Source organism: Nocardioides luteus, from assembly GCF_000960475.2.
GTDB lineage: Bacteria > Actinomycetota > Actinomycetes > Propionibacteriales > Nocardioidaceae > Nocardioides > Nocardioides luteus_A.
In genome coordinates this window covers 18,216-42,871 of sequence record NZ_JZDQ02000017.1, presented here as the reverse complement: position 1 = coordinate 42,871, position 24,656 = coordinate 18,216, and the positions used below count along the sequence as shown (strand labels likewise).

Below are 24,656 nucleotides of genomic sequence, written 5' to 3'. Positions count from 1 at the left end.
CGGGTGCAGTCTCGGGCGCCTAGGATCACCGGGTGCCACGCATCGAGCTCACGACGCAGATCCCGGCGACCCCGGAGCAGTGCTTCGAGCTGAGCCTGTCCGTGGACGCGCATCGGTCGTCGATGTCGGACTCGGGGGAGCGCGCCGTCGCCGGCGTCACGTCCGGGGTGATGCGTCTGGGAGACACGGTGACCTGGAAGGCCCGTCACTTCGGACTGCCGGTCACGATGACCTCGGTGATCAGCGAGTACGACGCTCCACACCGGTTCGTGGACGAGCAGCGGTCGGGGCCGTTCCGGCGGTGGTGGCACGAGCACCGGTTCGAGCCGGCCGCCGGTGGCACGTCGATGACGGATGTCGTGGAGTTCGAGGCGCCTGCGGGGGCCGTCGGGCGGTTGGTGAACGTCCTCGTGCTGACGCGGTACATGACGACGCTGTTGGAGCGACGGAACGTATGGCTGAAGGAAGCCCTCTCCGGTCCTGAGTCCTGACGGCTCTGGGGCGCTGGGACCGTTTGCCGCATTCGTCGTCGACAGCTGACCAACCGCGGCTACTCTCGGCCGAGGTCTCGGCTGACGAAGTGGAGCTGCGATGGATGGCCAGTTCGAGGCGATGTGGATCGCCGAGCTCCTCGTGCTCATGGCGCTGTGGTGGGTGCCGACGATTGTCGCGCTCGTCCTGATCGGTCGCAGCATCGCCGCCCGGGGACGGTTCGTCGGGCTGGACGTCCTCGACATCATGATGGTGCTGGTCTTCAGCTGGGCCGGTGCCCTCGTCTACTTCCTCATCGCGTTCCTGCGCCGCCGAGCGGAGAACCCGACCGAGGTCGTCATGTCGCCTCCGATCGTGGAGACCGAGGCGACCTTGAACCGGGTCGACGAGGCGTACGCCCGGGCCTGGGAAGAAGCGCGGACAGCGGCCGACGACGACCTGATCATCGCCCTCCACCAGGCAGGACTCGGACCGAGCTGGACCGAGCCGGGCCGGCCGCGGGCGGACCTCCTGCTCGCCATCTGGCAGGCGGGCGCCACGCCGCGGTCGGCCTCGAAGCAGCTTCGCGACGCGCTCGGCGCACGGTCCGGGCGCTGACGCGCTTGACCCGAGCGAGGGTCAGGAGAACTCTGGAGGAATGACTAGCCGTGCGGTCGATGGTTCGCGTTCGCTGCTGACGCTCGGCCGGGTGGACTCGGTGCGGGTCCAGGTCGGCTATCGAGCCAGCCCGGAGGCGCCGGTGGATCGGCACTACCTGCTTGACCTGTCGGTCCCGGAGCCGGACGGTGGGGGCGGCGAGGATGTCCTCGACGAGCGGAGGGTCCTCGCCGCACTGGAGCCGGTCCTGTACGCGGGGGCCGACGCGCGGCGGCACTACTCGCTGCACCAGCACCGATGGCACACCAGCTGGGGTGCCAGCCCGGGCGCTCTCGAGATCGGGCTGCTGGTGGACACCGGGCCTCGGACCACGGTCCTCTCGGAGGCTTCGTACGACGGAGTGACCGACGCCTTCCGTGACGTGATGGAGCTGGTCGGCAGGCCGGAGCGGACGCCGACCTCGCGGACGGCGGCGGTCCACCGCGCCCGGGGCGCGGCCGCGACGGCGTACGCCCAAGACCCGGACGCCCTCTCGCTCCGCGCCGAGGAGCACCACCCGTCCGACAACTCTTGGACGCTCACCCTGCGTTCGACCGCGGGGGAGGAGTACGACGTGGTGGTCGGCTTCGTGGAGGGGTACGCGGGTTCGGTGTCGGTGCGGCACCTACCGCCGATCGAGGCGTCCGACTCGATCGGCCCCGAGTGACCCGGCTCAGTCGTCCAGCGGGAAGCGTACGCCGGTGAGCTCTTCGGACACGGTCCACAGCCGCTGCTGGGTCGAGAGGTCGTAGGAGGCCGGGCTGGAGGTGACCAGCTTCGGGTAGCCACGGGTCTCGCCGAGGCCGTTGGGGCCGTAGTACTGACCGCCGAGGACGGCGGGGTCGGTGGCGGCGCGCAGGGTGGGCAGAGCACCCATCGCGGCCGACTGGGCGAGCAGCGGCCCGACCACGGCGAAGGGCACCCGCAGCGCGGCGGGGGAGTTGCGGGCGAGCTCGGTGTTGGAGCCGCCGGGGTGCGCGGCGACGGCAACGGTGGTGCCGTGAGCGGCGAGCCGGCGCTGGAGCTCGTAGGTGAACATCAGGTTGGCGAGCTTGGCCTGGCCGTACGCCGCGACGCGGCTGTAGGACCGCTCCCACTGCAGGTCGTCGAAGTGGATGTCGGCCCGGATGCGGTGGCCGATGCTGCTGACGGTGACGATCCGCGAGCCGGGGACGGGAAGAAGCCGGTCCAGGAGCAGGCCGGTGAGGGCGAAGTGGCCGAGGTGGTTGGTGCCGAACTGCAGCTCGAAGCCATCGGCGGTGGTCTGCTTCGGCGTGTACATCACGCCGGCGTTGTTGATCAGCAGGTCGATCCGCGGGTGGGCGGCGCGCAGATCGGCCGCCGCGGACCGGATCGACTCCAGGGAGGCCAGGTCGAGGACCTGAACGGTGACGTCGCCGTCGATGCGTGCCGCTGCCTGCTTGCCCTTCTCGACGTCGCGTACGGCCATCACCACCTGGGCGCCGTGCTCGGCGAGCATGCGCGCCGTCTCGAAGCCGAGGCCGGTGTTGGCGCCGGTCACGACCGCCACGCGGCCACGCTGGTCGGGGATGTGCTGCTCGGTCCAGGTCTCGCTCATCGTGCACTCCTAAGGAACCATCGGTCTGTTATGCCCACGAACTTAAGAGACCGCTGGTCTAATGTCAAGGGACCGGCGGTCTTTAAGTTAGTCTGGGGCGATGACGTTCCAACGGGCGCGAAGCGACGAGCAGCGGGAGATCCGCCGCCGGGCGATCCTCGACACCGCCGCGGCGATGCTCGACGAGATGCCGGTGGCCGAGCTGAGCCTCAACGAGCTCAGTCGCCGGGTGGGTCTGGCCAAGTCGAACGTGCTGCGCTACTTCGAGTCGCGCGAGGCGGTGCTGCTCGAGCTGCTCGACGACTTCCTGGGCGGCTGGCTCGACGAGCTGACGGACGAGCTCGCCGCCGGCATCGATGCGGACGCCTCACCGGAGGTGCGCGCCGGCCAGCTCGCCGAGGTCCTCAGTCGGTCCTTGTCGGAGCGGCCGGTGCTGTGCGACCTCTTCGGCGCGCAGGGTGGCGTGCTCGAGCACAACGTCTCCGTCGAGGTCGTCAAGCGTCACAAGCGCTCGTCCCACGCGAAGCTCGAGGCCATGGTCGGGCTCGTCCGCCGCCACCTGCCCGAGGTCGGCGACGGCGCTCAGACCTTCTGCATGATGGGCATGATCTCGGCAGGTGGGCTGGCGGCGTACGACCCGCCGCCACCCAGCCTCCTGGCCGCCTATGAGGACGAGCCCGAGCTCGGCGTGCTCCACCTGAACCTGCGCGACGCCCTCCGGGCCTCGCTCGCCGCGTCGCTCGTGGGTGTGCTGCCGCGCTCCTGATCAGGTCCGGTGGGCTGAGACGGGGAGACGCGAGGCGGCCCACTCCGGATAGCCGTCCTCCAGCCTGACGGCGTCGCGCCCGGCGGACCGAAGAGTCCGGACGGCGTCGTCGGCGTAGACGCAGTAGGGCCCTCGGCAGTAGGCCACCACGGTGGTGCCGTCGGGCAGCTCGGCCAGGCGGCTGCGGAGCTCGGCGTTCGGGATGGAGAGGGCGCCGCGGATGTGGCCGGCGTCGTACTCGGGGCGAGGGCGGACGTCGAGGACGACCACGTCGCCCGCGCGAAGGCGCTTGCGCAGCTCGTCGCGGGTGATCGTGCTGAGCTCGTCGCGGTTGCCGAGATAGGCGCCCGCGACGCGGTCGAGCTCCTCGACGTGCTGGGCGGCGGTCTCGCGCAGGGTCTGCCACAGCGTGAGGACGGTGGGGCCGGCGAGGGAATAGAAGATCCGGTTGCCGTCGCGTCGTGAGGTCACGAGCCCGGCTCGCAGCAGTCGTTGCAGGTGTTGTGAGGTGTTGGCGATGGACTGCCCGATCTCGCCGGCCAGGTCCTCGACCGGGCGCTCGCCCTGGGCCAGGACGTCGACGAGCTCGGCGCGACGCCCGTTGGCGAGGGCCTTGGCTGCTTCGGCGAGCGTGTCGTAGAGCGCGTCCTTGGCCTTGCGGTCGCCCACGATCGCCTCCTTGTTCGGCGCACGCCGGTCGCCGTGCGTCGACAAGTATTCAAGACTTTTCTTGACAAGACAAGGCTGCAGGCGTTCCATCTATTCAAGAAGCATCTTGAATAGGAGGTGATCGACATGGCCGTCGACACCGAAGAGCTGGAGGCGAAGGTCCAGCAGATGTACCGGGAGGTCGCGCTGCATCCCGACGCGGGTTTCCACTTCGAGCTCGGACGAGGCCTGGCCGAGTCCGTCGGTTACGACCCGGCCAGGCTCGACCTCGTGCCCGCCGACGCAGTGGCGTCCTTCGCCGGCGTCGGACACTTCTTCGACTTCGCCGACCCGCGACCCGGCGAGACTCTCCTCGACCTCGGCAGCGGCTCCGGCATGGACGTCTTCTACGCCGCGACGCTGGTCGGGGCGACCGGACACGTGATCGGTGTGGACTTCACCCGCGAGCAGTTGGCCAAGGCACGTCGACTCGCCGCCGGTGACGCCGATGACGCCGCGACCGTGGAGTTCCGGGAAGGGCGGCTCAACGACCTTCCGGTGGACGACGCCTCGGTCGACTGCGTGATCTCCAACGGCGTGATCAACCTCTGCCCCGACAAGGCCGTGGTCTTCGCCGAGGCCGCCCGGGTGCTCCGGCCGGGAGGGCGGCTGGCGCTGGCCGACATCGTGACCGACCTGCCCCTCGCGGACGGCATCGTGTGCAACGCCGATCTCTGGGCGGCGTGCATCGGTGGCGCCGCCCAGGTCGACGACTACGTCGCCGCGATCGAGAAGGCGGGGCTCGCGGTCGAGGTGATGCGCCGCAACCGCTACGGCTTCCTGTCGGCCGGGGCCCGGGGAGCCACGAAGACGTACGGCGTCAAGAGCATCTCGCTGCTGGCCCGCAAGCCGGTGGAGCCGTGAACAACCTGATGGGTCGGTGCGAGGTCTCCGCCGTCCTCGTGGCGCGCGGCGCGCCGCAGAGAGATGATCGACGACGGAGCGTCCATTCAGGAGGTCGGTCATGATCCATGACCTGGTGACTGCCGTGCCTGATCGCGGGCTCGGCAACAACGCCTATCTGGTGGACCTCGGCGAAGGCGCCGCACTCGCCGTCGATGCCAGTCGGGACCTCCGGGCGCTGCGCGCCGAGGCCGACCGGCGTGGGCTGCGGGTCACCCACGCCGCCGACACCCACCTGCACGCCGACTTCCTCTCCGGAGCCGTCCAGCTCGCCGCCGACGAGGGAGCGCAGGTGCTCGCCTCGAAGGCCGGCGGACGCACGTTCGAGCACACCGCGCTCGAGGACGAGCAGGAGATCGCCTTGAACGGCGGGCTGGTCCTGCGGGCCCTCGCCACGCCGGGACACACCGACGAGCACCTGTCCTTCGCCCTGCTCGACGGTGATCGGGCGCTCGGCGTGTTCAGCGGTGGCTCCCTGATCGTGGGCTCTGCGGCCCGCGTCGACCTGGTCGACCCCGCCCGCACGGAGAGCCTGGCCAGGGCGCAGTTCCGTTCCGTACGTCGCATCGCCGCCCTCGGCGACGACACGGCGCTGTGGCCGACCCATGGCGGGGGCTCGTTCTGCTCGACCGCAGCGACGGCCACCTCGACCAGCACCATCGGGAAGGAACGGGCCACCAATGCCTTGCTCGACCTCGACGAGGAAGGATTCGTGCGAGCGCTGCTCGACTCCCACGGCACCTACCCGACCTACTTCCGGCGCCTGGGGGAGCGCAACCGCCGCGGGCCAGCCGTCGTCGGTGCGCGCCCCGTGCTCGAGGCGATTCCTGCGCAGGTCGCGGCGGAAGGGCAGCGGCATGGTGTCGTCCTCGTCGACGTACGCCCGATTGCGGCGTTCGCCGCTGCGCATCCCCGGGATGCGTTGTCGATCCCGCTGCGGGGCGCCTTCGCGAGCTGGCTGGGGTGGGTCGCACCGCACGACCGGCCGATCATCGTGCTGCGGGACGAGGACCAGGACCCCGACGAGATCCTCTGGCAGGCGCTGAAGATCGGCTACGAGAACCTCACCGGTGAGATCTCCGGCGGCCTGGCGGCCTGGGAAGAAGCGGGACTCCCGATCGCGTCGCTCCCGATGACCGACGTGGCCACGGCGGGCGAGAAGCGGGTGATCGACGTGCGGCAGGGGCGCGAGTACGAGGCCGGGCACGTTCCCGGAGCTCTTCATCTGGAGCTCGGCTCCCTCGAGAACGCGGCGCCCGGTCTCGCCGATGTGCCCACGCTCGTCATGTGTGGGCACGGCGAGCGCGCGATGAGCGCGGCGAGCATCCTGCAGCGCCACGGGTTCACCCGGCTGACCGTGCTGAACGGCGGCCCCGAGTCCGTCGTCCTGGAGGCCGCCGAGTGAGCCACGACCTCGGCACCGCGCCCCTGCTCGGACTGCGTGCCAACGTGGCGCAGTTCTCGCTGCTCGTCGTCGTCAACGCGCTCGTCGGCGGGATGCTCGGCCAGGAACGTACGGTCCTCCCGCTCCTGGCCGAGTACGTGTTCGGACTCTCCTCCTACACCGCGGCACTCACCTACATCCTCGCCTTCGGGCTGGCGAAGGCCGCGACCAACTACCTCGCCGGCATCTGGTCCGAGCGCCACGGCCGTAAGCCGGTCCTCGTCGCGGGATGGGTGGTCGCGCTGCCGGTGCCGCTCCTGCTGATCTGGGCGACGGACTGGTGGATGGTCGTGGCCGCGAACGTGCTGCTCGGCATCAGCCAGGGCCTCACCTGGTCCACCACCGTGATCATGAAGATCGACCTCGTCGGCCCCCGTCGGCGCGGCCTCGCACTGGGCATCAACGAGTCCGCCGGCTACCTCGCGGTCGCGGTCACCGCACTGTTGACGGGCAGGATCGCCGCTGAGGCCGGGCTGCGTCCCGAGCCGTTCCTGGTCGGCATCGCGTACGCCGCGCTCGGGCTCGGACTCTCGACACTGCTGGTGCGCGAGACCCGTGGGCACGCCGACCACGAGGCCGTCCAGGCGGAAGGTCCCGCGAGCCGGGTGAGCGACCGCGAGGTGTTCGTCCGTACGTCGCTGCGCGACCCCGCCCTGTCCTCGGCCAGCCAGGCAGGGCTGGTCAACAATCTCAACGACGGTCTCGCCTGGGGTCTGTTCGCGGTGCTGTTCGCTTCGGTCGGCCTCGACATCGGCCACGTCGGCCTGCTCGTGGCGGCCTATCCGGCGGTGTGGGGCATCGGCCAGCTCGCGACCGGCGCCCTCTCGGACCGCTGGGGTCGCAAGCCGCTGATCGTCGGCGGGATGCTCCTCCAAAGCGTGGCCCTGGGACTGGTCGCGGCGGTCGGCTCGGCCGGGTGGTGGCTGCTCGCGGCCGTGCTGCTGGGCGTCGGCACGGCCATGGTCTACCCGACGCTCCTCGCGGTCATCGGCGACGTCGCGCATCCCTCCTGGCGTGCCCGGGCCGTCGGGGTCTACCGGCTCTGGCGCGATCTCGGGTTCGCGGTCGGGGCCCTGATGGCCGGAGTCCTCGCCGACCTGTGGGGTGTGCGAGGTGCGGTCTGGGCGGTGGCGGCGGTCACGGCCGCGTCGGGGCTGGTGGTCGTGCTGCGGATGCCGGAGACGCACCGGCGCGCCGGCCCCAGCTAGCGCGTGCCGGCTACCGCCAGGGCTGCCACCCCGGTCCGGTCGGATGGGTGCCGGTGACGCCCATGACGACGGAGTAGAGGCTGGTCTCCGCGGTGATGAAGAGGCGGTTGCGCTTGGCGCCGCCCCAGGAGATGTTGGCGACCGCCTCGGGGACGTTCAGTCGGCCGATGAGGGTGCCGTCGGGGTCGTAGCAGTGCACACCGTCGTTCATCGCGGCGACCCAGAGGCGGCCGCCGTCGTCGAAGCGGATGTTGTCGAAGCGGGCGCCCTCGCGGGCTCCGGCCTCGGCGAAGACCTGCTCCTCGGAGAGGGTGCCGTCCTCGCGTACGTCGAAGACCCAGATCTTGCCGGCGCGGGTGTCGGAGACGAAGAGCCGGCGCTCGTCGGGGGAGAAGACCAGGCCGTTCGGCGCGCCGAAGCAGTCCGCCACCAGGCGGACCTCGCCGGTGGCGGGGTCGATGCGGTAGACGTTGTTGGCGCCGATCTCGCTCTCGGCGCGATATCCCTCGTAGTCGCTGGTGATGCCGAAGTCGGGGTCGGAGAACCAGATCGAGCCGTCGGAGCGCACGGTCGCGTCGTTGGGGCTGTTGAGCCGCTTGCCCTGCCAGCGGTCGGCCAGCACCGTGATGGTGCCGTCGTGCTCGGTTCGGGTGACCCGCCGGTTGCCCTGCTCGCAGGTGATCAGCCGGCCCTCGCGGTCGAGGGTGTTGCCGTTGGTGTGCCCGGCCGTGCGACGGAAGACCGCCACGTCCCCCGTCTCCTCGTCCCAGCGCAGCATCCGGTCGTTCGGGATGTCGCTCCAGACCAGCTGGCGCCAGGCGGGAACGTAGATCGGCCCCTCGGCCCAGCGGCAGCCGGTGAACAGGACCTCCAGCGCCTCGTCGCCGTTCATGCACCGTCCGGTGCGGAAGCGGTCGTCGAGCATCTCGTACAGCCCAGGTCGCTCATCGCTCATGGAATCCACTCCTCGTCCTTCGGTGTTGCCGAATCTGGATCGGCTTCATGCGAAGAATGCAAGATGAGATACGGTGACGGCAAGACATTTCCGAACGGAGCATGCCGTGGATCAGACCGATCGTGAGCTGCTGGCCGAGCTCCAGCGCGACGCGACCCAGTCCTACGCCGCACTCGGCCGGGCCGTCGGCCTCTCCGCCGGCGCCGCCCACGAGCGCGTACGCAAGCTGCGCGAGTCCGGAGTCATCCGGCGCACCAGCGCCGAGGTGGATCCGGCTGCCGTGGGCAGCGGCGTCCTGGCGTACGTCATGGTCGACTCGACGTCCTGGATGGGGGACTCGGCGGAGGCCTTCGCCGCGCTCCCGGAGATCGTGGAGGCCCATGTCATCGCCGGCAGCGCCTCGGTGCTGGTCAAGGTCAGGACGGCGACCACCGAGCAGCTGCAGGACGTGCTGCGCCGGATCTTCGCCATCGAGGGAGTCAGCGGAACGCAGGCGACGGTGGTCCTGGAGACCTTCTTCGAGCGACCGCTCTCGCCGCTGGCCCCGCCGACGACCTGACGCCAGGTGGTCAGCCCTTGACCAGCCGCATCGTCTGGTGCGACAGCACCCTGCTGACCGCGGGCAGCCGGGAGATCGTCTTGAGGATGAGCGTCTCGTACGCCTCGGGGTCGGCGACTTGGACGCGGAGGTAGTAGTCGGGCTGGCCGAGCATGCGGCGCATCTCGGTGACCTCGGGGATGGCGACGGCGGCGGTCTCGAAGTCCTCGATGGTCTTGCCGTCGTTGACCGCGATGTCGATGGCGACGATGACCTCGAACCCGCGTCCGCCGCTCTTCGGGTCGATGCGGGCGTGGTAGCCCTTGATCACGCCTTCGCGCTCCAGCCGCTGCACCCGGCGCAGGCACGGCGCCGGGGTGAGACCGACCCGTCGGGCCAGCTCGGCGTTGCTCAGCCGAGCGTCGTCCTCGAGCTCGGCAATGATTGCTCGATCCAGGTCGTCGATCGAATGATCATTGCGCATAAGGGCACTCTAGCAGCGGCATTGGGCAACCCAAGGACGGCGAAACTTTCCTACGCTTGCTGGCATGCAGGTGATGGAGATGGAGACCGCGTCACGGGAGCCCCAGGGCACCCGTGAGGAGCTCGTCGCCGGGTGGCGGACCGTGCTTCCCGCGTGCGTCGCGGTGGTGCCGTTGGGGCTCGCGCTCGGCGTGCTCGTGGTTCACTCCGGGCTCGCCTGGTGGTGGGCTCCGATCCTCGGTGCGATCGTGTTCGCGGGCACGATGGAGTTCCTGCTGGTCGGGCTGCTGGCCGCCGCTGCACCCCTGGCACAGATCGCGGTCAGCACCCTGCTGGTCAACTTCCGGCACGTCTTCTACGCGATCTCGTTCCCGCTGCACCGGGTGAACGGCGCCGGGTGGAAGGCCTACAGCACCTTCGCGCTCACCGACGAGGCCTACGCGCTCACCGTGACCCCGGAGTCGGCCGGCTGGTCGCGGGCCCGGATCATCGGCATCCAGGCGTTCTTCCATGTGGCCTGGGTGGCCTGCGTGGCCGCCGGCGCGGGGCTCGGCTCGCTGATCCCGCCGCAGGTCGTCGGGCTCGAGTTCGCCGTGACCGCGCTGTTCGTGGTGCTCGGGCTCGAGGCGTACAAGGTCCGTCGGTCGCTGCCGGTCCCGGCGCTGGCGCTGGGCTGCGCGCTCGTCGCCGCCCTGATCTCGCGCGAGAACATGCTGCTGATCGGGATGGGCATGTTCGTCGCCGCGATCGTCGGGTCGTACGTCCTCGCCGTCCGGAGGAGCCGCGATGACTGATCCCTGGTACGTCCTGTCCGCCATCGCCGTCTCCGCGGCCGTGACCTGGGCGCTCCGTGCGGCCCCGTTCGCGATGCTGGCGCCGTTGCGGCACAGCGCGCTGATGGCTCACATCGGTGAGCGGATGCCCGTCGGGATGATGGTCATCCTCGCCGTCTACACCCTCCGCGACACCGACCCTGCCGCCCTCGCCTCCGCAGGCCCGGCCGTCCTGGCCCTCGCGCTCACCGTCGGTCTGCACCTGTGGCGCGGCAGCATGACGCTGAGCATCTTCGCCGGCACCGCCGCGTACGTCCTGGTCACCTCGGTCCTCGCCGCCTGAGCCGAGGCACGGAACGTAGGCTTCCTGGTGTCCGAGATGTCCATGGAGGAGTTCAGCACATGACAGAGCAGACGATCCCCGAGCCGGTCGCGACGTTCATCGAGGCCGTCAACCGGCACGACGAGCCCGCCGTGCTCGACGCCTTCACCGAGAGCGGGGCGGTCGACGACTGGGGCCGCATCTTCACCGGGCGCGAGCAGATCAAGGGGTGGAGCGACAAGGAGTTCATCGGCGCCCACGGCACCCTCGCGGTCGAGGAGGTCGAGGCCACCGACGGCACGGTGACCGTCATCGGCGACTGGCGCTCCAGCCACGCCAACGGCCGATCGAGGTTCGTCTTCGACGTCGACGGCGACCAGGTCACCAGGATGACCATTCGCGAAGGCTGAGATCTCGCAGTCGGGTCGCGGCTACGGTGACCGCATGACCGTGGAGAACGAAGCCAGGAAATCACGCCAGCGAGGCGACGGGCGCAACGGGTTCGAACGCTTCGTGGAAGTGGTCAACTCCGTGGTCAGCCGCGCCCCCTTCTTCTATGTGATCGTGGGCGTCCTGCTGCTGTGGACGATGAGCTTCCCGCTCTGGTCCTCGAGCACGAAGTGGGAGCTGGCCATCCACACCGGCTCCTCGATCCTCTCGTTGCTGTTGCTGGTGCTGCTCCAGAACGCCGGCCGGCGCTCGGAGGAGGCGTCCCACGAGAAGCTCAACGTCATCGCCTCGGCCCTCTCCGACCTGATGGAGTCGCGGGCTCACGAGGACGAGAAGCTCGCCGAGTCGGTGCGCATCCTGCGCGAGGCCGTCGGGCTCGAGGAGCGGCACTGAGCCGAGCTAGTTGATGATCTCGGCCTTGTCGCCCATGGCGGCGAGGCGGTCGCGCCAGCCCTGGAGAGCCTCGGGTGTCAGCCGGGTCCAGTCGGCGACCTCGGCGACGATCCGGATCGGCTCGCGACTGCGGTAGGAGCGGGTCGGGTTGCCGGGGAACTTCTTGTCCGTCACGTTGGGGTCGTTCTCGAACTCCCCGGTGGGCTCGACGAGATAGACCCGGGGCTCCTGGTCGCCGGCGGCGAGCTCGGCGGCGAGGCCCGCGCCGTCGCGCAGCGCGGTGAAGTAGATGTGGTTCATCACGACCTCGGGCCGGTAGTTCGACCGGAACCCGGCGGTGAGGAGATCTCCGACCCGCAGGTCGGCCTTCGTGCCGTGGTAGAACGGCCCCTCGTCCAGCTCTTTACCCATGCCCGCAGGCTAGCAATCGCTGCGCTACCCGTACGCCGTATCCGGTTCGAAGGTGCCCTCGTCGATGCGCTGCACGAACTCGCCGACCGAGAGGCCGAGGGGATCGGCCTCGTCCCACCCTGCTGCGGCGATGTCGGTGACCATGACGCCGAGGTCGGGGTCGCGGAGGTCGACGCAGAAGATCAGGCGCGATCCGTCGGTGCCCAGCCAGTAGAAGCCGGGATGGCGGTCGAGGGCGTCGGCCCAGGACTCCATCAGCGACCGTGCTTCACGAGGTGGTTCCAGGGTCACGTACGCCCCCGATCGCAACCAGCCGCGCCGGAGCCACCGGTCGCGCCGGAGATAGTCCCTCCAGGGGGACGGGATCGGCGCGGACAGCCAGGTCTCGACCGACGCGATCTCGTCGTCGGGGACCGGATCACCCCAGATCGCTGGTTCGATCGTCTCGTCGATGCCGGCTGGTGTCATCGCTGTCTCCGGGTTCCGTCGGGCGGTCGCTAGGACAGTGAGCCCGACTTACGGGTGAAGGTGAGGTGGGTGACGCCGCTGGGGGAGGAGACGGCCTCGATGTCGTAGTCGTTCTCGGCGCCCTCCAGACCGTCCCAGACGCGTACGCCACGACCCAGCACGATCGGTACCTGGACGAGGTGCATCAGGTCGACGAGCCCGGCCGCGACGAAGTCCCGCACCACCGTGGCGCCGCCGCCGATGCGTACGTCCTGGCCACCGGCCGCCTCGAGCGCGGCCGCCAGCGCCTCGGCCGGGGTCGCGTCGAGGAAGTGGAAGGTGGTCCCGCCCTCCATCTCCAGGGACGGCCGCGGCCGATGGGTGAGGACGAAGGTCGGCGAGTGGAAGGGCGGGTTCTCGCCCCACCAGCCCTTCCAGTCGGGGTCGTCCTGCCATCCGGGTGGCCCGAACTTGTTCGCTCCCATGATCTCGGCCCCGATGCCGTGGCTGTGCCGCTGCGCGAAGGCATCATCCATGCCGGCGGTGCCCGACGCATCCCAGAAGCGCGTGGCGAACATCCACTCGTGCAGGCGCTCGCCGGCATGGCCGAACGGGGCCTCGGCCGACTGCGGCTCGCCGGTCGCGAAACCGTCGAGCGAGATCGAAAGATTGTGGACTCTGGTGAGTGGCATGGGTTCCTCCGTGGACCATGGCGCCGAGGTCGGCTCGTCGAGACTACTGCTGACGGGCCGGTGGCGGGCTCGGTCAGTCGTGGAACCTGGCGCCCTTGACGATCCGGTCGACGGCGTTGCGGGGGCCGCGCAGGGCGATGCCGACGAGGTCGAGGTCGGCCGCAGGGACCGCGGCGACGGCGGCGCGGTTGGCCTCGTCGTGGCCGGTGTCGAACAGCTCGCGGGTGTAGACGGCGAGGGAGACGTCGTCGCGAGCGGCGGCCTTCTCGCGAGCCCTGCCCAACAGGACGGAGTCCGCGCTCATCACCATCACCGGCTGGCGGAGCATGGGCAGATACTCGGTGTCGTCGCCGTCGCGGTAGGCCTCACCGACGAGACCGGGGGCGCTGGTCGCGATCCCGGACATCAGGAACGCGGTCACGTTGAGCTCCTGCCAGGGAGCGAGATCCTCGTTGAGCACGACCACGACCTTGGTGTCGAAGCGGGGTGCGGTCGTGGGTCCCTCGGAGGTCGTCTGAGCCGTAGTCATGCCTGAAGTCTCCGGGGTCGCCGCAGCGAGGTCTTGTACGTTTCTTGCATGGTCGATCACGTCCGCGCCTGGCACCCCGCAGTGCCATCGCTGCGCGAGGTCTATCACGCACGGTTCGACCACTGCTATCCGATGCACACCCACGACGACTGGGCGGTGATGCTGGTCGACGACGGGGCGGTGGCGTACGGCCTGGACCGGGGCGACCACCATGCCGTGCCCGGTGCGCTGACGCTGCTGCCGCCCGGGGTGCCGCACGACGGGCACTCGGCGATCGAGGGGAAGGGCTACCGCAAGCGGGTGCTCTACCTCGAGCCGGACTGGCTGCCGTCGGGCGCCCAGGGCCTTGCCGTACGCCGGCCGACCCTCGCGGCTCCGGGACCGATCGTGGCCGCCCGGCGGGTCCATGCGGCGCTGCGCGACCCGGGTGACCTGATGGCGGCCGAGCACTGGCTGCTCGCCGTCCGCGACCACGTGCTCGACCATCTCGGCAGTCCGGCGCCGACGCTTCGCGACACACCGCTGGCTCGTCGCCTGCGGGAGCTCCTCGACGACCGTCTGACCGAGTCGTTCACGATCGCCGCGGCCGCTGCCGATCTCGGCAGCCATCCCAGCCATCTGGTCCGGGTGTTCTCCCAGACCTACGGCATCGCCCCGCACCAGTACCTCGTCGGTCGCCGCGTCGATCTCGCCCGCCGTCTGCTCGTGGACGGCCACCGGCCCGCAGAGACCGCCGCGCTGGCCGGGTTCCACGACCAAGCCCACCTCACCCGCCACTTCCGCCGCATCCTCGGGGTGACCCCTGCGGCCTTCGCCTCGGCGCGGCCCGCGCAAAGCGGGTGCGTCGCTCCGGTCGTTGGTGCTGAATAGCCGTATGCCTTCCTCTCCTCGGGTCGTGGTGTGCGGCCCCGCGTCCTGGAACCACCTGATCGTCCTGGACCACCTGCCCGAACCGGTGCCCCACATGCAGTTCGCTCAGCGGTCGTGGCACACGATCGGTGGCACGTCCGCAGGCAAGGCGCTGCACCTGGTCGGGCTCGGCGTCGACGTACGTCTGTGGGCTGCGGTCGGCGACGACGAGGACGGCGCGCGGCTGCGGGAGCGGCTCGCCGGGGCGGGTGTGGTCGTGGAGGCGATCGCGAGCGAGCAGACCGAGCGGCACGTCAACCTCATGGCCGGCGGCGGCCGGGTCTCGCTCTACGTCTCCACCCCGTCGACCCCGTCCGCCGACGCGGTCGAGGCGGCGGTGAGCGCGGTGGCCGCGGCGGATCTCGCGGTGATCGACCTGAGCGAGCTCGGCCGGCTGGTGCTCGAGGCCATGCCCTCGTCGAGGACGCCGCTGTGGATGGATCTGCACGACTACGACGGGTCGTCGTCGTTCCACGAGCCCTTCCTACGTGCCGCCGCAGGCGTGTTCATGAACGACGACGGCACCGAGGACCCCTGGGGACTGATGGCCTCGTGTCTCGACCGTGGTCCCGGCCTCGCGGTGTGCACCCTCGGCGCGAAGGGCGCGATCGCGCTGGAGGCAGACGGGACCAGGCACGAGGTGGCGGCGACACCGGCCACCGTCGTCGACACGAACGGTGCCGGCGACGCCTTCATGGCGGGCTTCCTGGCCGCCCGCCTGCGCGAGGAGCCGATCGCTGTCGCGCTCCGGGCTGCCGCGGAGCAGGCCCGGAGCGCGATCGAGACCGAGCACCTCCACCCGGTGCTCGGCCGGGGAGGACCGATTCGGGCTCAGAACGGGTAGCGCGCCGGCTCACCCCGCATCGTGATCCACCGGGTCTCGGTGAACGCCTCGATGTTCGCCTCGGCGCCACCGAACCGGGACCCGGTGCCGGACGCGCGTACGCCACCGAACGGTGCGTTGGCCTCGTCGTTGACGGTCTGGTCGTTGATGTGGACGATGCCGGTCGGGATCTGCTCCGCGACCGCGAGGCCACGCATGACGTCCTTGGTGACGATGCCCAGGGACAGGCCGTACTCGCTGGCCCCCGCGAGCTCGATCGCTTCCTCGACGGACTCGACCTTGGTCACCGGTGCGACGGGGCCGAAGACCTCCTCCGCGTACGCCGGCGCGGTCAGCGGGACGTTCGCGAGGACGGTGGGCCGGTAGAAGAGATCCTCGTACGTCCCGCCGGCCGCGATCTTGGCGCCGGCATCCGCCGAGGCCGTGACCAGGCCGTGGATCTTGTCGCGCTGGCCGGCGTCGATGACCGGGCCGAGAGCGACCTGGTCGGTGGCGGGGTTGCCGACCGGCAGGTGGCTGGCCTTCTCCGCGAGGGCCTCGACGAAGTCGTCGTAGATGCCGGCGGCGACCAGGTGCCGGCCGGTCGTCATGCAGATCTGGCCCTGGTGGAAGAACGAGCCCCACGCCGCCAGGTTGACGGCGGCCTCGACGTCGGCGTCGTCGAGGACCAGCAGCGCGGAGTTGCCGCCGAGCTCGAGGTGGGCGCGCTTGAGGTGCCTGCCGGCCAGCTCGCCGATGCGGCGGCCGACCCCGGTGGAGCCGGTGAACGAGATGACCCGGATGTGGGGATCCGTGACCAGCGCTTCGCCCACGTCGGCGCCGCCGGGCAGCATCTGGAGCACCCCCGGGGGCAGGCCGGCCTCCTCGAAGATGCGGGCCATCAGCGTGCCGCCCGTCACGGCGGTGCGCGGGTCCGGCTTGAGGATGACGGCGTTGCCCAGGGCGAGGGCCGGGGCGACCGAGCGGATGCCGAGGATGATCGGCACGTTGAAGGGCGCGATGACCGTGACGACACCGGCGGGCATGCGTCGTGCCAACGACAGCCGCGGCTGCTCGGAGGGGATGACCTCGCCGATCGGACGGCTCGGGAGGCCGGCGGCCTCGTAGCACTCCTCGGCCGCGACGTGGAGTGCGAACCCGGCCATCCCGGGCACGGCACCGACCTCACGGACGTTCCATCCGGTGATCTCCTCGGCATGCTGCTGCCACAGGTCGCCGGCGCGACGCAGGACGGCGGCGCGTTCCGGGTGCGGAAGGGCGGCCCACTCGAGCTGGGCGTCGGCGGCCGCTGCGGCGGCCTCCGCCACGTCGGCCGCGGTGGCCAGACCCATCCTGCCCAGCTCGGCGCCGGTGGCGGGTTCGACGACGGCGTAGTCGCCTCCCTGTCCGGGTTGCCAGGCGCCGGCCTTGAGGATGTTTCCGGACCAGTCGACGGAATCGAGAACTGACATGGTGTGTGCTCCTGGATGTCGTCGGGTGGCTAGTTGTCAGGGTGTGCCGGCACGGTCAACAGGGCCAGCAGAGCGATCACGGCAGCCCCTGCGAAGGCGTAGAACCCCCACGGGTAGGCGATGCCGGCGGTGAGGAGCGCGCCGCCGAGGAACGGCCCGACGATGGCGCCGACCCGGCCGATGCCGGCGGACATGCCGAGCGCGGTGCCGCGGATCCGGGCGGGGTAGAGGTGGCTGACGAAGGCGTAGACCAGCACCTGCGCGCTGAAGACGAAGATCCCGGCGGCCAGCACCGCCCCGTAGACCAGGAGGCTGCTCTCCATCTTGATCGACAGCAGCGCCAGCATCACCGCGGCGACCCCGAACCAGATCAGGACCGTCGGCTTGTTGCCCTTGGCGTCGGAGATCAGGCCGGCCAGGACGAGTCCGATCACTGCCCCGACGTTGAGCGTGAGGAGCAGGCCGAGACCGGCGTCGAGGGAGTACCCGGCCTCGCCCATGATCGTCGGCAGCCAGGTGTTGAGGCCGTAGACCAGCAGCAGTCCGCAGAACGAGGCCGCCCACAGGCCCAGGCTGACCCACAGCAGGCGGCCGCGGACGACCTCGGAGGGACGTACCTTCTCGGTCTCGACGGTCTCCAGGTAGGCCTTCGACTCCGGCAGCTTCGCCCACATCACCGGGACCGTCAGCAGGCCCGCGATGCCGCCGATCACGAACATCGCCTCCCAGCCCAGGTTCGGGATCACCCACAGGGCCAGCAGGGCGGTGAGCACGGCTCCCACGTGGTAGCCGGTCATCATCCGGGTCATGGCGGTGCCCGAGCGGCCCTGGCGAGCGTGTTCGCTCATGAACGCCAGCGCCGTCGGCAGACAGGCGCCCAGGCCCAGGCCCGCCAGGAAGCGCAGCGCGATGAACACGGTCGCGTTCGGCGCGAAGGCGACCGCCAGCGTCAGCAGCGAGAACAGTGCGATGCTGCTGATCAGCGTCCGGCGCCGGCCGAACCGGTCGGCGAGGGGGCCGATGGCCACGGCGCCGATGCCGACGCCGACGAGACCGACGGTGGCCGCCGTGGTCAAGGAGGCCTTGGTGAAGCCGAGGTCGCCGGTTCCGGCCAAGGTGGGGATGACCGCGCCGAGCACGACGAGGTCGTAGCCGTCGAGAGCCACGGCGAGCCAGCAGAGTACGACCGGCCAGAGGCTTCGGGTGCCGCCGGCGACGGTGGGGGATGTGGTTGCGGACACATTCATGGGGCGAACCTACGAGCGGCCATCCGTGTGAGCCTCGACACAGCTTCCACTCACCGGAAGCGCGGCAGAGATTTTGCTTAGAGCCGGCGGCCGATCGACTCCGCGGCGACACGGAGCGCGCCGTAGAGCCGCTGTTCGCTCCCCTTGAGCGTCGCGACCACCAGGCCCAGGGAGGCGATCACCTCGTCGCGTCGGTGGATCGGGACGGCGATCGAGCAGGCGCCGAGACTCATCTCCTCGCGCGTGGTCGCATAGCCCCTGTCGAGCACCTGCCGCAGCTGTCGCCGGAGCACGCCGGGCTGGGTGATGGTGTAGGGCGTGATCCGCGGGAGGCTGCTCAGCACGGCCTCCTGGACCTCCTCGGGGGCGTGGGCGAGGAGGACCTTGCCGACCCCGGTGGCGTGCAGCGGCAGGCGTCCGCCGACCTTGCTCACGACCGGGACGGACTGGTTGCCGCGCAGCCGGTCGAGGTAGACGACCTCGGTGCCCTCACGGACGGCGAGGTGCACGGTGGCCAGGGTCGCGCCGTAGAGATCGTGGAGGAACGGCTCGGCCACCTGGCGCAACCCGGTCTCGGCCGGGGCCAGGTGGCCGATGTCCCAGATCTTGCGGCCGATGACGTAGTCACCGGACGGCAGCCGCTCCAGCGCGCCCCAGCGGAAGAGCTCGCCCAGCAGCCGGTGGGTCGTGGCGAGCGGAAGGTCCGCTCGGGTGGCGATCTGGCTGAGCGACATCGCCCGGTGCTGCTCGTCGAACGCGCTCAGGATCGCCAGCGCCCGGCTCGTCACGCTCGCGCCCGCCTGTCGGCTGTTGCCCGCCATCGTCGTCCGTCCTCACCCCTTCGGATCCGACGCCATCATCCTCCGTCAGCGGACGAGCGCGGGCGCCGCCCCGACGGCGGTGAGGTGGCTCAGCCGCCGAAGGCGGGGTGGAGCGGCTTGCCGGTGCCCTGGGATCGCGTGGTCGCGCGGGTCTCGATCGGGTCAAAGGTCCACAGTGCGTACGCCCCCGGCCCGACGTGCAGCGTCGAGTTGCCGATGGTCTCGGTGGCGGGCTCCTCGGCCGGCTCGTTGAGCGCGAAGATGACGTGGCGCAGGCCCGCCTCCTCGGCCGGAACGGGGAGCAGGCGGATCGTGGTCATGCCGTCGAAGGCGAGGACGCCGCCGTCCTTCAGGACCCGGATCGTGATCCCGGCGGCGCGCCACAGCGGCACCATCTTCTCGATGTCGTCGGCGGTCGTCGCGATCTGGATGCCGATCACGTCGCGCATCTGGTGGTCGAGATAGCGGTCGCGGTTGTAGCGGTCGCGGCTGACGTCGCCCTCGTAGGCGGCCGGCGGGAAGGAGAGCCGCGGGTCGTCGAGGAACTCCTCGCGGTACTCCATCGCCCAGGAGAAGAAGGTGTCGTAGGTCGCGGTCGTGTAGGTGACGTCGAACCACGGGATCGGGGTGCCGTCGCCGAGGTCGGTCACCTGGGTGAACTCGACCGGGTCGTCGACGAGCTTGCGCAGGTTGTCCGTGGCGATGGCCAGGTCGCCGTCCTGGTCGGCCGAGACGGCGAGCCCGGTGTCGCCGGCGACCGCGTCGGGGGCGTCGCCGGGCCCGAAGAACTCCAGGTAGGTCTCCCTGCCGAGCAGGTAGCGGCCGGTCCAGGTCGAGGTGCCGTCGTTGCCGGTGTTGATCCGGCGGTCGGCGAACCGTCCCAGATACTCGGAGTGCTCGATCGCGTCGGCGGTCTCCCGGTCGAGCATCGCCCACGAGTGGTTGAAGGCCAGGAGCGGGTCCGGACGCTCCTCCTCGGCAGCATGGGCGGGGGCCGCCGAGGCCCCGGTGGAGATGACGAGTGAGGCGATCGCAGCCGCGACCAGGCCCGAGAGTGGAGTCCGCATGGGTCCAAGTCTCGGCGACCGAGGCGTTCCTGTCCTCGGAATTCGGCGGCCGGTTCGTCCGTCCGGTTCAGGCGCCGTGGGAGGCGGTCGCCATGGTCGCGCCGAGGCCGATCATGAGCACGCCACCGCCGGCGCCGAGGCTGTCCAGGCGCGTGGGCTTGCGGGCGAACCAGGCCTTGGCGCGGCTGGCGGCCAGGACCCAGCCGGAGTCGCAGGCGAAGGCCATCGCCGAGAAGATCGCGCCGAGCAGGAGGATCTGCGGCACCGCCGGGGCGGAGGTGTCGATGAACTGGGGCAGGAAGGCCAGGTGGAAGACGATCGTCTTCGGGTTGGTCGCTCCGACGACCATCCCGGTGCGGATCGCACCCCACGCGGTCGTCCGCCGCGCCACGTCCTCACCGTGCAGGGCGGCCCGGGCGTCGCCACGGTGGCGGATCGCCTGGATGCCGAGATAGACGACGTACGCCGCACCGACCAGCTTCACGACGGTGAACGCGGTCGCGGAGGCCGCCACGAGCGCGCCGAGACCGACGGCCACCGCCAGGACCTGGCCGAACTGACCCAGCGCGTTGCCGCCGACGGCGAGCACCGCCTCGCGGCGGCCCGCGGTCAGGGCCCGCCCGAGGGCGAAGAGCACGCTCGGACCGGGGATCAGGATGAAGACGATGGACGCGAGCGCGAAGGCTGCGAACTGGCTCAGGGTCGGCACGCTCACCATTGTCCGGCATCGGCGGGGCCGAGCGCCAAGGGTTTCAGGTGGCGTACGTCGCGTGCGGTCCTGGGCTAGGCGGTGCGGGCGGCCTGGACCTGCTCGACGAGGATGTCCCCGTGCCCGGCGTGACGGGCCAGCTCCTGGATCATGTGCACATAGATGAAGCGCAGCGTCACCTGGTTGCCGTGCCAGTCGAACTCCTCGTCGAGCTCGTGGGTGGCGGCGACCTCGCGGGAGTGCTCGCAGGCCGCCTCGTAGGCGGCCCGGATCGAGGCGACCGTGTCCTCCGGGTCGAGGACGAAGCTCTCGTCGACGGTGTCGGGCAGCCCGATCTCCTGGCGGGACACACCCGCGACCCGGGCGTGGAACCACACCTTCTCCACGAAGGTCGCGTGCTTCACCAGCCCGAGCGGCGTGGTCAGCGACGGGACCAGCTTTCGCCGCGCCTCCTCGTCGTCGAGGTGCTCGAGGATGCCGCCGATCTCCTCCCGCTGGATGTCGACCATTCCCTCGAGAAGTGCGCGCTCGTCCGCCTGTCCGATCTTCATGCGCGCAGGCTAGCGGCCCACGTCGAGGCGGCCGCGGTCAGCATCGCTCCAGGACGTACGCCTCGGCCCGGTGCCGGTCCCACCCGCGAGCCTCGTAGAGCCCGCGGGCCAGCATCGCGACGTACGCCTCCGACGGCCGGGTGTGCTCGACCGCGTCGAAGCCGTGCGGCGCGGTGAAGGTGAGCATCGGGAGGCCGTCGCGACGGCCGAGCTCGATCAGGGTCTCGTAGTGGCCCGGGCCGGCCTCGTGCCGGCCGTTCTCCAGACCGTCGATGACGACCTTCTCGATCGGGTCGCCGGGCGCCGGCAGCCGGTCCATCTCCTGGGCGGCGATGTCGGCGAACTGCTCGACGCTCATCCGGTAGGCGCGGGCCGCGGTCCAGGAGCCGGGCGCGTCGTGGTCGTAGAACGCCACCCCGCCCGTCCAGGTGCGCGACTCACCCGCGAAGTAGAGCCGTCCGGGGAGATCGACGGGGACGTCCTCGAGCGGCATCGACGGCGTACGAGCCCCGACATAGGACTGTCGGGCGCCCACCGGTCGGCCGCCCAGGAGGTAGGCGCCGAGGCGGTCACGGCACATGTTCGAGCCGTAGCTGACGTACCAGACCTCTGTGTGCATCGCGGGGAGCCTACCGACGTGACGAAGGCCACCCGCAGGGAACCCGGCTCGGACGTACGTCGCCGGGGGCATCTAGCGTCGTATGACTGTGAACCGATCTCGGAGGCTCATATCGGTGTCAGCGTTGGGTGGCGCGCTGGTGCTCCTCACCGTCCTCGCCGCCGGGCCGCTGCAGGATCTCGACATCCACGGTCACGAGTACTGGGCCCGGATGCTACCGCCCGAGGTGTACGACGTCCTCCAGCACGTGCTCGACCCGATCGCCGGTCAGACGGTCTGTCTGCCGGTGCTGATCACGGTCGCGGTCGTGATCGCCTGCCGGCGCCGCAGCTGGCGGCCGGTCATCTGCGCCGCTGCCGCCGAGGCGGCCTTCTACCTGGGTGTGGGCGGTTCCAAGGTGCTGCTCGCGCGCCCGGGACCGACGGAGCGCGACGCCGAGTTCTTCGCCGGCGGGATCCTGAAGGACGGCTGGCACGGGATCAGCTACCCGTCCGGGCATGCCGCCGAGGCGGTCCTGGTCTACGGCACCGCCGTCTACCTGGTCGCGCGCTACACCGCGGTGTCGCGGACCACGGTGTGGGCCCTCGCCGCCGGCGTCGGGGTGATCGCGCTGAACGCGGTCGCGGTCTCCTACACCCTCGGCTGGCACTGGGCCAGCGACCTCTTCGCCGGCCTGCTCATGGGTGGGCTGCTGCTGCGGCTGCTGGTCTGGTGGGACACCGAGGCCATCGCGAGAGAACGCGCCGAGCGGGAGCTGGCTGCGGAGCGGCCGCCGGTGCCCGCCAGCTACGAGCGCACCGAGAAGCTGGCTGCCTGAGATGGTCAGAGGACCGCGAGCACACCCTCGGCGTACTTCTCCAGCTTCGCCTCGCCGATCCCGCTGATCGTGCCGAGCTCGTCGCGACTGGCCGGCAGCCGGGTGGCGATCTCGCGCAGGGTCGCGTCGTGGAAGACGACGTACGCCGGCACCCCCTGCTCCTTGGCGACCTCGCCGCGCCACGCCCGCAGGCGCTCGAAGACCTCGGCGGCCTCCGGCGAGAGGTCGGCGGCGGCCACCTTCGCCTTCCGCTCCCCGGAGCCGCTGCGACGAGGCTGTCGCGGCGGCTCCTTGCGGAGCATCAGCTGCTGCTCGCCGCGGAGCACCGGGCCGGCGGCCTCAGCCACCGAGAAGACGCCGTAGCGGGTGTCGACCGCGAGCATCTCGCGGGCCAGCAGCTGCCGGATGACCGAGTGCCAGTCGCTCTCGGCGAGGTCGGTGCCGATCCCGAAGACGGAGAGCTCGTCGTGGCGGAACTGGCGGACCTTCTCGGTCTCCTTGCCGCGCAGGATGTCGACGATCTGCCCGGCTCCGAAGCGCTGGCCGTTGCGCTCGCGGTCGAGCCGGATGACGGTGGACAGGACCTTCTGCGCGGGCACGGTGCCGTCCCAGGACTCCGGCGCCGACAGACAGGTGTCGCAGTTGCCGCACGGCTCCGAGGCCTGTCCGAAGTAGCGCAGCAGCTGCACCCGCCGGCAGTCGACGGTCTCGCACAGCGCCAGCATCGCGTTGAGATGCTGCCCGAGCCGGTGCTTGTGGGCCCGGTCGCCCTCGGAGGTCTCGATCATCTGCCGCTGCTGGACGACGTCGGCCAGCCCGTAGGCCAGCCACGCGGTCGAGGGCTGCCCGTCACGCCCGGCCCGGCCGGTCTCCTGGTAGTAGCCCTCGACCGACTTGGGCAGGTCGAGATGGGCCACGAAGCGTACGTCCGGCTTGTCGATCCCCATCCCGAAGGCGATGGTGGCGACCATGACGATGCCGTCCTCGCGCAGGAACCGGGACTGGTTCTGCGCGCGGGTCCGGGCGTCGAGGCCGGCGTGGTAGGGGAGGGCGTCGATCCCGGCGCCGACCAGGGAGGCGGCGGTGCGCTCGACCGAGGCGCGGGAGAGGCAGTAGACGATGCCGGCCTCGCCGGGGTGCTCGGTGCGGATCAGGTCGAGGAGCTGCTTGCCCGGCTTGTCCTTGGGCGCGATCCGGTACTGGATGTTGGGCCGGTCGAAGGAGGCCACGAAGTGGCGGGCGTCCTCGAGGTCGAGCCGGGAGGCGATCTCGCGGCGGGTCTCCGCGGTGGCGGTCGCGGTCAGCGCGATCCGCGGCACCTCCGGCCAGCGCTCGTGCAGATGGGAGAGCTGCAGGTAGTCCGGCCGGAAGTCGTGGCCCCACTGCGAGACGCAGTGGGCCTCGTCGATCGCGAACAGCGAGATCTTGGCCTGGTCGAGCAGCCGGCCGGTCTCGGGCACCCTCAGCCGCTCGGGGGCGAGATAGAGCAGGTCGAGCTCGCCGGCGAGCAGCGCCTGCTCCACCTGCTGCCGCTCGTGGGGCATCTGGGTCGAGTTGAGGAACCCGGCGCGCACGCCGAGCGCGGAGAGCGCGTCGACCTGGTCCTGCATCAGCGCGATCAGCGGCGAGATGACCACGCCGGTGCCCGGCCGCACCAGGGCCGGGATCTGGTAGCACAGCGACTTCCCGCCACCGGTCGGCATCAGCACCAGGGCGTCACCGCCCGTGGCCACGTGCGCGACGATCTCGGCCTGGTCGCCGCGGAACTCGTCGTAGCCGAAGACGCGGCGCAGGACATCCAGCTCCGGAGTCAGCTCATTCACGCGAGTGACCCTACCGGCGACCACCGACGGTCCGGAGGTCGTGAAGCCGAGAGTGGCCCATAGGTCACT

At 70.7% G+C, this 24,656-nt stretch carries 31 protein-coding genes; 15 read left to right on the top strand and 16 right to left on the bottom strand.

Annotated elements, in window-relative coordinates; all coding sequences use genetic code 11:
- The first annotated feature begins 32 nt into the window (after positions 1-32).
- From UG56_RS13420 to UG56_RS13410, 3 genes are all read left to right on the top strand, one after another.
- Positions 33-491 (top strand): SRPBCC family protein, encoded by a 459-nt coding sequence (locus UG56_RS13420; protein ID WP_045549848.1) that lies wholly within the window; start codon positions 33-35, stop codon positions 489-491.
- 100 nt (positions 492-591) lie between these two features.
- Positions 592-1,089, top strand: a complete 498-nt coding sequence (locus UG56_RS13415; RefSeq protein WP_045549849.1) for a hypothetical protein — start codon at positions 592-594, stop codon at positions 1,087-1,089.
- A 40-nt stretch (positions 1,090-1,129) separates the two neighbouring features.
- On the top strand, positions 1,130-1,795 hold the full coding sequence (locus tag UG56_RS13410; protein WP_045549850.1) for a hypothetical protein: 666 nt from the start codon (positions 1,130-1,132) through the stop codon (positions 1,793-1,795).
- 6 nt (positions 1,796-1,801) lie between these two features.
- Here UG56_RS13410 and UG56_RS13405 read toward each other — a convergent pair whose 3' ends face one another.
- Positions 1,802-2,707 carry an SDR family NAD(P)-dependent oxidoreductase gene (locus UG56_RS13405; protein ID WP_045549851.1) on the bottom strand — a complete coding sequence of 302 codons (906 nt, stop codon included), beginning with the start codon at positions 2,705-2,707 and terminating at the stop codon, positions 1,802-1,804.
- A 100-nt stretch (positions 2,708-2,807) separates the two neighbouring features.
- On the opposite strand from UG56_RS13405, the gene UG56_RS13400 reads away from it, so the two are divergent.
- Positions 2,808-3,473 carry a TetR/AcrR family transcriptional regulator gene (locus UG56_RS13400; RefSeq protein WP_045549852.1) on the top strand — a complete coding sequence of 222 codons (666 nt, stop codon included), beginning with the start codon at positions 2,808-2,810 and terminating at the stop codon, positions 3,471-3,473.
- On the opposite strand, the gene UG56_RS13395 is transcribed toward UG56_RS13400, so the two are convergent.
- Positions 3,474-4,187: an ArsR/SmtB family transcription factor gene (locus UG56_RS13395; protein WP_256206616.1), complete on the bottom strand. Its 714-nt coding sequence runs from the start codon at positions 4,185-4,187 to the stop codon at positions 3,474-3,476.
- Between the two features lie 81 nt (positions 4,188-4,268).
- On the opposite strand from UG56_RS13395, the gene UG56_RS13390 reads away from it, so the two are divergent.
- The 3 genes from UG56_RS13390 to UG56_RS13380 all read left to right on the top strand — a co-directional run bounded on the left by UG56_RS13390 (position 4,269) and on the right by UG56_RS13380 (position 7,736).
- Complete coding sequence (locus UG56_RS13390) at positions 4,269-5,045, top strand: methyltransferase domain-containing protein (protein WP_045549870.1); 777 nt, start codon at positions 4,269-4,271, stop codon at positions 5,043-5,045.
- A gap of 100 nt (positions 5,046-5,145) precedes the next feature.
- The gene (locus UG56_RS13385; RefSeq protein ID WP_045549853.1) at positions 5,146-6,489 is read left to right on the top strand and encodes an MBL fold metallo-hydrolase; all 1,344 of its coding nucleotides are present in this window, start codon (positions 5,146-5,148) and stop codon (positions 6,487-6,489) included.
- Positions 6,486-7,736 carry an MFS transporter gene (locus UG56_RS13380; RefSeq protein ID WP_045549854.1) on the top strand — a complete coding sequence of 417 codons (1,251 nt, stop codon included), beginning with the start codon at positions 6,486-6,488 and terminating at the stop codon, positions 7,734-7,736. Before UG56_RS13385 ends, UG56_RS13380 begins: the two co-directional genes overlap by 4 nt.
- Before the next feature lie 10 nt (positions 7,737-7,746).
- Here UG56_RS13380 and UG56_RS13375 read toward each other — a convergent pair whose 3' ends face one another.
- Positions 7,747-8,691: an SMP-30/gluconolactonase/LRE family protein gene (locus tag UG56_RS13375; protein WP_045549855.1), complete on the bottom strand. Its 945-nt coding sequence runs from the start codon at positions 8,689-8,691 to the stop codon at positions 7,747-7,749.
- Positions 8,692-8,797: 106 nt separating this feature from the next.
- Between UG56_RS13375 and UG56_RS13370 the strand changes: the two genes are divergently transcribed.
- Positions 8,798-9,250: an Lrp/AsnC family transcriptional regulator gene (locus tag UG56_RS13370; protein WP_045549856.1), complete on the top strand. Its 453-nt coding sequence runs from the start codon at positions 8,798-8,800 to the stop codon at positions 9,248-9,250.
- A 10-nt stretch (positions 9,251-9,260) separates the two neighbouring features.
- Here the strand turns inward: UG56_RS13370 and UG56_RS13365 are convergent, their stop codons facing one another.
- On the bottom strand, positions 9,261-9,713 hold the full coding sequence (locus UG56_RS13365) for an Lrp/AsnC family transcriptional regulator (protein WP_045549857.1): 453 nt from the start codon (positions 9,711-9,713) through the stop codon (positions 9,261-9,263).
- Positions 9,714-9,777: 64 nt separating this feature from the next.
- On the opposite strand from UG56_RS13365, the gene UG56_RS13360 reads away from it, so the two are divergent.
- The 4 genes from UG56_RS13360 to UG56_RS13345 are packed head-to-tail and all read left to right on the top strand — an operon-like array spanning position 9,778 to position 11,650.
- Entirely contained in the window at positions 9,778-10,506 is a 729-nt protein-coding gene (locus tag UG56_RS13360) for an AzlC family ABC transporter permease (RefSeq protein ID WP_071327064.1), read from the top strand.
- Positions 10,499-10,828, top strand: coding sequence for a branched-chain amino acid transporter permease (locus tag UG56_RS13355; RefSeq protein ID WP_045549858.1), 330 nt, complete (start codon positions 10,499-10,501; stop codon positions 10,826-10,828). The genes UG56_RS13360 and UG56_RS13355 overlap by 8 nt, the downstream gene beginning before the upstream one ends.
- A gap of 59 nt (positions 10,829-10,887) precedes the next feature.
- Positions 10,888-11,217, top strand: a complete 330-nt coding sequence (locus tag UG56_RS13350; RefSeq protein ID WP_045549859.1) for a nuclear transport factor 2 family protein — start codon at positions 10,888-10,890, stop codon at positions 11,215-11,217.
- Between the two features lie 34 nt (positions 11,218-11,251).
- Entirely contained in the window at positions 11,252-11,650 is a 399-nt protein-coding gene (locus UG56_RS13345) for a low affinity iron permease family protein (protein WP_045549860.1), read from the top strand.
- A 6-nt stretch (positions 11,651-11,656) separates the two neighbouring features.
- Here the strand turns inward: UG56_RS13345 and arr are convergent, their stop codons facing one another.
- The 4 genes from arr to UG56_RS13325 all read right to left on the bottom strand — a co-directional run bounded on the left by arr (position 11,657) and on the right by UG56_RS13325 (position 13,729).
- Positions 11,657-12,061: an NAD(+)--rifampin ADP-ribosyltransferase gene (arr, locus tag UG56_RS13340; protein WP_045549861.1), complete on the bottom strand. Its 405-nt coding sequence runs from the start codon at positions 12,059-12,061 to the stop codon at positions 11,657-11,659.
- Positions 12,062-12,085: 24 nt separating this feature from the next.
- Positions 12,086-12,529 (bottom strand): hypothetical protein, encoded by a 444-nt coding sequence (locus UG56_RS13335; RefSeq protein WP_045549862.1) that lies wholly within the window; start codon positions 12,527-12,529, stop codon positions 12,086-12,088.
- 29 nt (positions 12,530-12,558) lie between these two features.
- Complete coding sequence (locus UG56_RS13330) at positions 12,559-13,200, bottom strand: dihydrofolate reductase family protein (RefSeq protein ID WP_045549863.1); 642 nt, start codon at positions 13,198-13,200, stop codon at positions 12,559-12,561.
- Positions 13,201-13,273: 73 nt separating this feature from the next.
- Entirely contained in the window at positions 13,274-13,729 is a 456-nt protein-coding gene (locus UG56_RS13325; protein WP_045549864.1) for a DUF2000 domain-containing protein, read from the bottom strand.
- A 48-nt stretch (positions 13,730-13,777) separates the two neighbouring features.
- On the opposite strand from UG56_RS13325, the gene UG56_RS13320 reads away from it, so the two are divergent.
- The gene (locus UG56_RS13320) at positions 13,778-14,599 is read left to right on the top strand and encodes a helix-turn-helix transcriptional regulator (protein ID WP_045549865.1); all 822 of its coding nucleotides are present in this window, start codon (positions 13,778-13,780) and stop codon (positions 14,597-14,599) included.
- 4 nt (positions 14,600-14,603) lie between these two features.
- On the top strand, positions 14,604-15,482 hold the full coding sequence (locus UG56_RS13315; RefSeq protein ID WP_045549866.1) for a carbohydrate kinase family protein: 879 nt from the start codon (positions 14,604-14,606) through the stop codon (positions 15,480-15,482).
- On the opposite strand, the gene UG56_RS13310 is transcribed toward UG56_RS13315, so the two are convergent.
- The 7 genes from UG56_RS13310 to UG56_RS13280 form a co-directional block, all read right to left on the bottom strand.
- Complete coding sequence (locus UG56_RS13310) at positions 15,470-16,933, bottom strand: benzaldehyde dehydrogenase (protein ID WP_071327063.1); 1,464 nt, start codon at positions 16,931-16,933, stop codon at positions 15,470-15,472. The genes UG56_RS13315 and UG56_RS13310 overlap by 13 nt on opposite strands.
- A gap of 29 nt (positions 16,934-16,962) precedes the next feature.
- Positions 16,963-18,180 carry an MFS transporter gene (locus tag UG56_RS13305; protein ID WP_045550305.1) on the bottom strand — a complete coding sequence of 406 codons (1,218 nt, stop codon included), beginning with the start codon at positions 18,178-18,180 and terminating at the stop codon, positions 16,963-16,965.
- A gap of 77 nt (positions 18,181-18,257) precedes the next feature.
- The gene (locus UG56_RS13300) at positions 18,258-19,001 is read right to left on the bottom strand and encodes an IclR family transcriptional regulator (protein ID WP_071327062.1); all 744 of its coding nucleotides are present in this window, start codon (positions 18,999-19,001) and stop codon (positions 18,258-18,260) included.
- A gap of 89 nt (positions 19,002-19,090) precedes the next feature.
- Positions 19,091-20,068 (bottom strand): DUF5829 family protein, encoded by a 978-nt coding sequence (locus UG56_RS13295; protein ID WP_045550306.1) that lies wholly within the window; start codon positions 20,066-20,068, stop codon positions 19,091-19,093.
- A gap of 67 nt (positions 20,069-20,135) precedes the next feature.
- Positions 20,136-20,786 (bottom strand): LysE family translocator, encoded by a 651-nt coding sequence (locus UG56_RS13290; protein WP_045550307.1) that lies wholly within the window; start codon positions 20,784-20,786, stop codon positions 20,136-20,138.
- A 65-nt stretch (positions 20,787-20,851) separates the two neighbouring features.
- Complete coding sequence (locus UG56_RS13285; protein ID WP_052693910.1) at positions 20,852-21,328, bottom strand: DinB family protein; 477 nt, start codon at positions 21,326-21,328, stop codon at positions 20,852-20,854.
- 37 nt (positions 21,329-21,365) lie between these two features.
- Positions 21,366-21,947: a hypothetical protein gene (locus tag UG56_RS13280; RefSeq protein ID WP_045550308.1), complete on the bottom strand. Its 582-nt coding sequence runs from the start codon at positions 21,945-21,947 to the stop codon at positions 21,366-21,368.
- 115 nt (positions 21,948-22,062) lie between these two features.
- On the opposite strand from UG56_RS13280, the gene UG56_RS13275 reads away from it, so the two are divergent.
- Positions 22,063-22,764, top strand: coding sequence for a phosphatase PAP2 family protein (locus tag UG56_RS13275; protein ID WP_177191480.1), 702 nt, complete (start codon positions 22,063-22,065; stop codon positions 22,762-22,764).
- 5 nt (positions 22,765-22,769) lie between these two features.
- Here the strand turns inward: UG56_RS13275 and recQ are convergent, their stop codons facing one another.
- Positions 22,770-24,587: a DNA helicase RecQ gene (recQ, locus tag UG56_RS13270; protein ID WP_045550309.1), complete on the bottom strand. Its 1,818-nt coding sequence runs from the start codon at positions 24,585-24,587 to the stop codon at positions 22,770-22,772.
- Between the last annotated feature and the right edge of the window lie 69 nt (positions 24,588-24,656).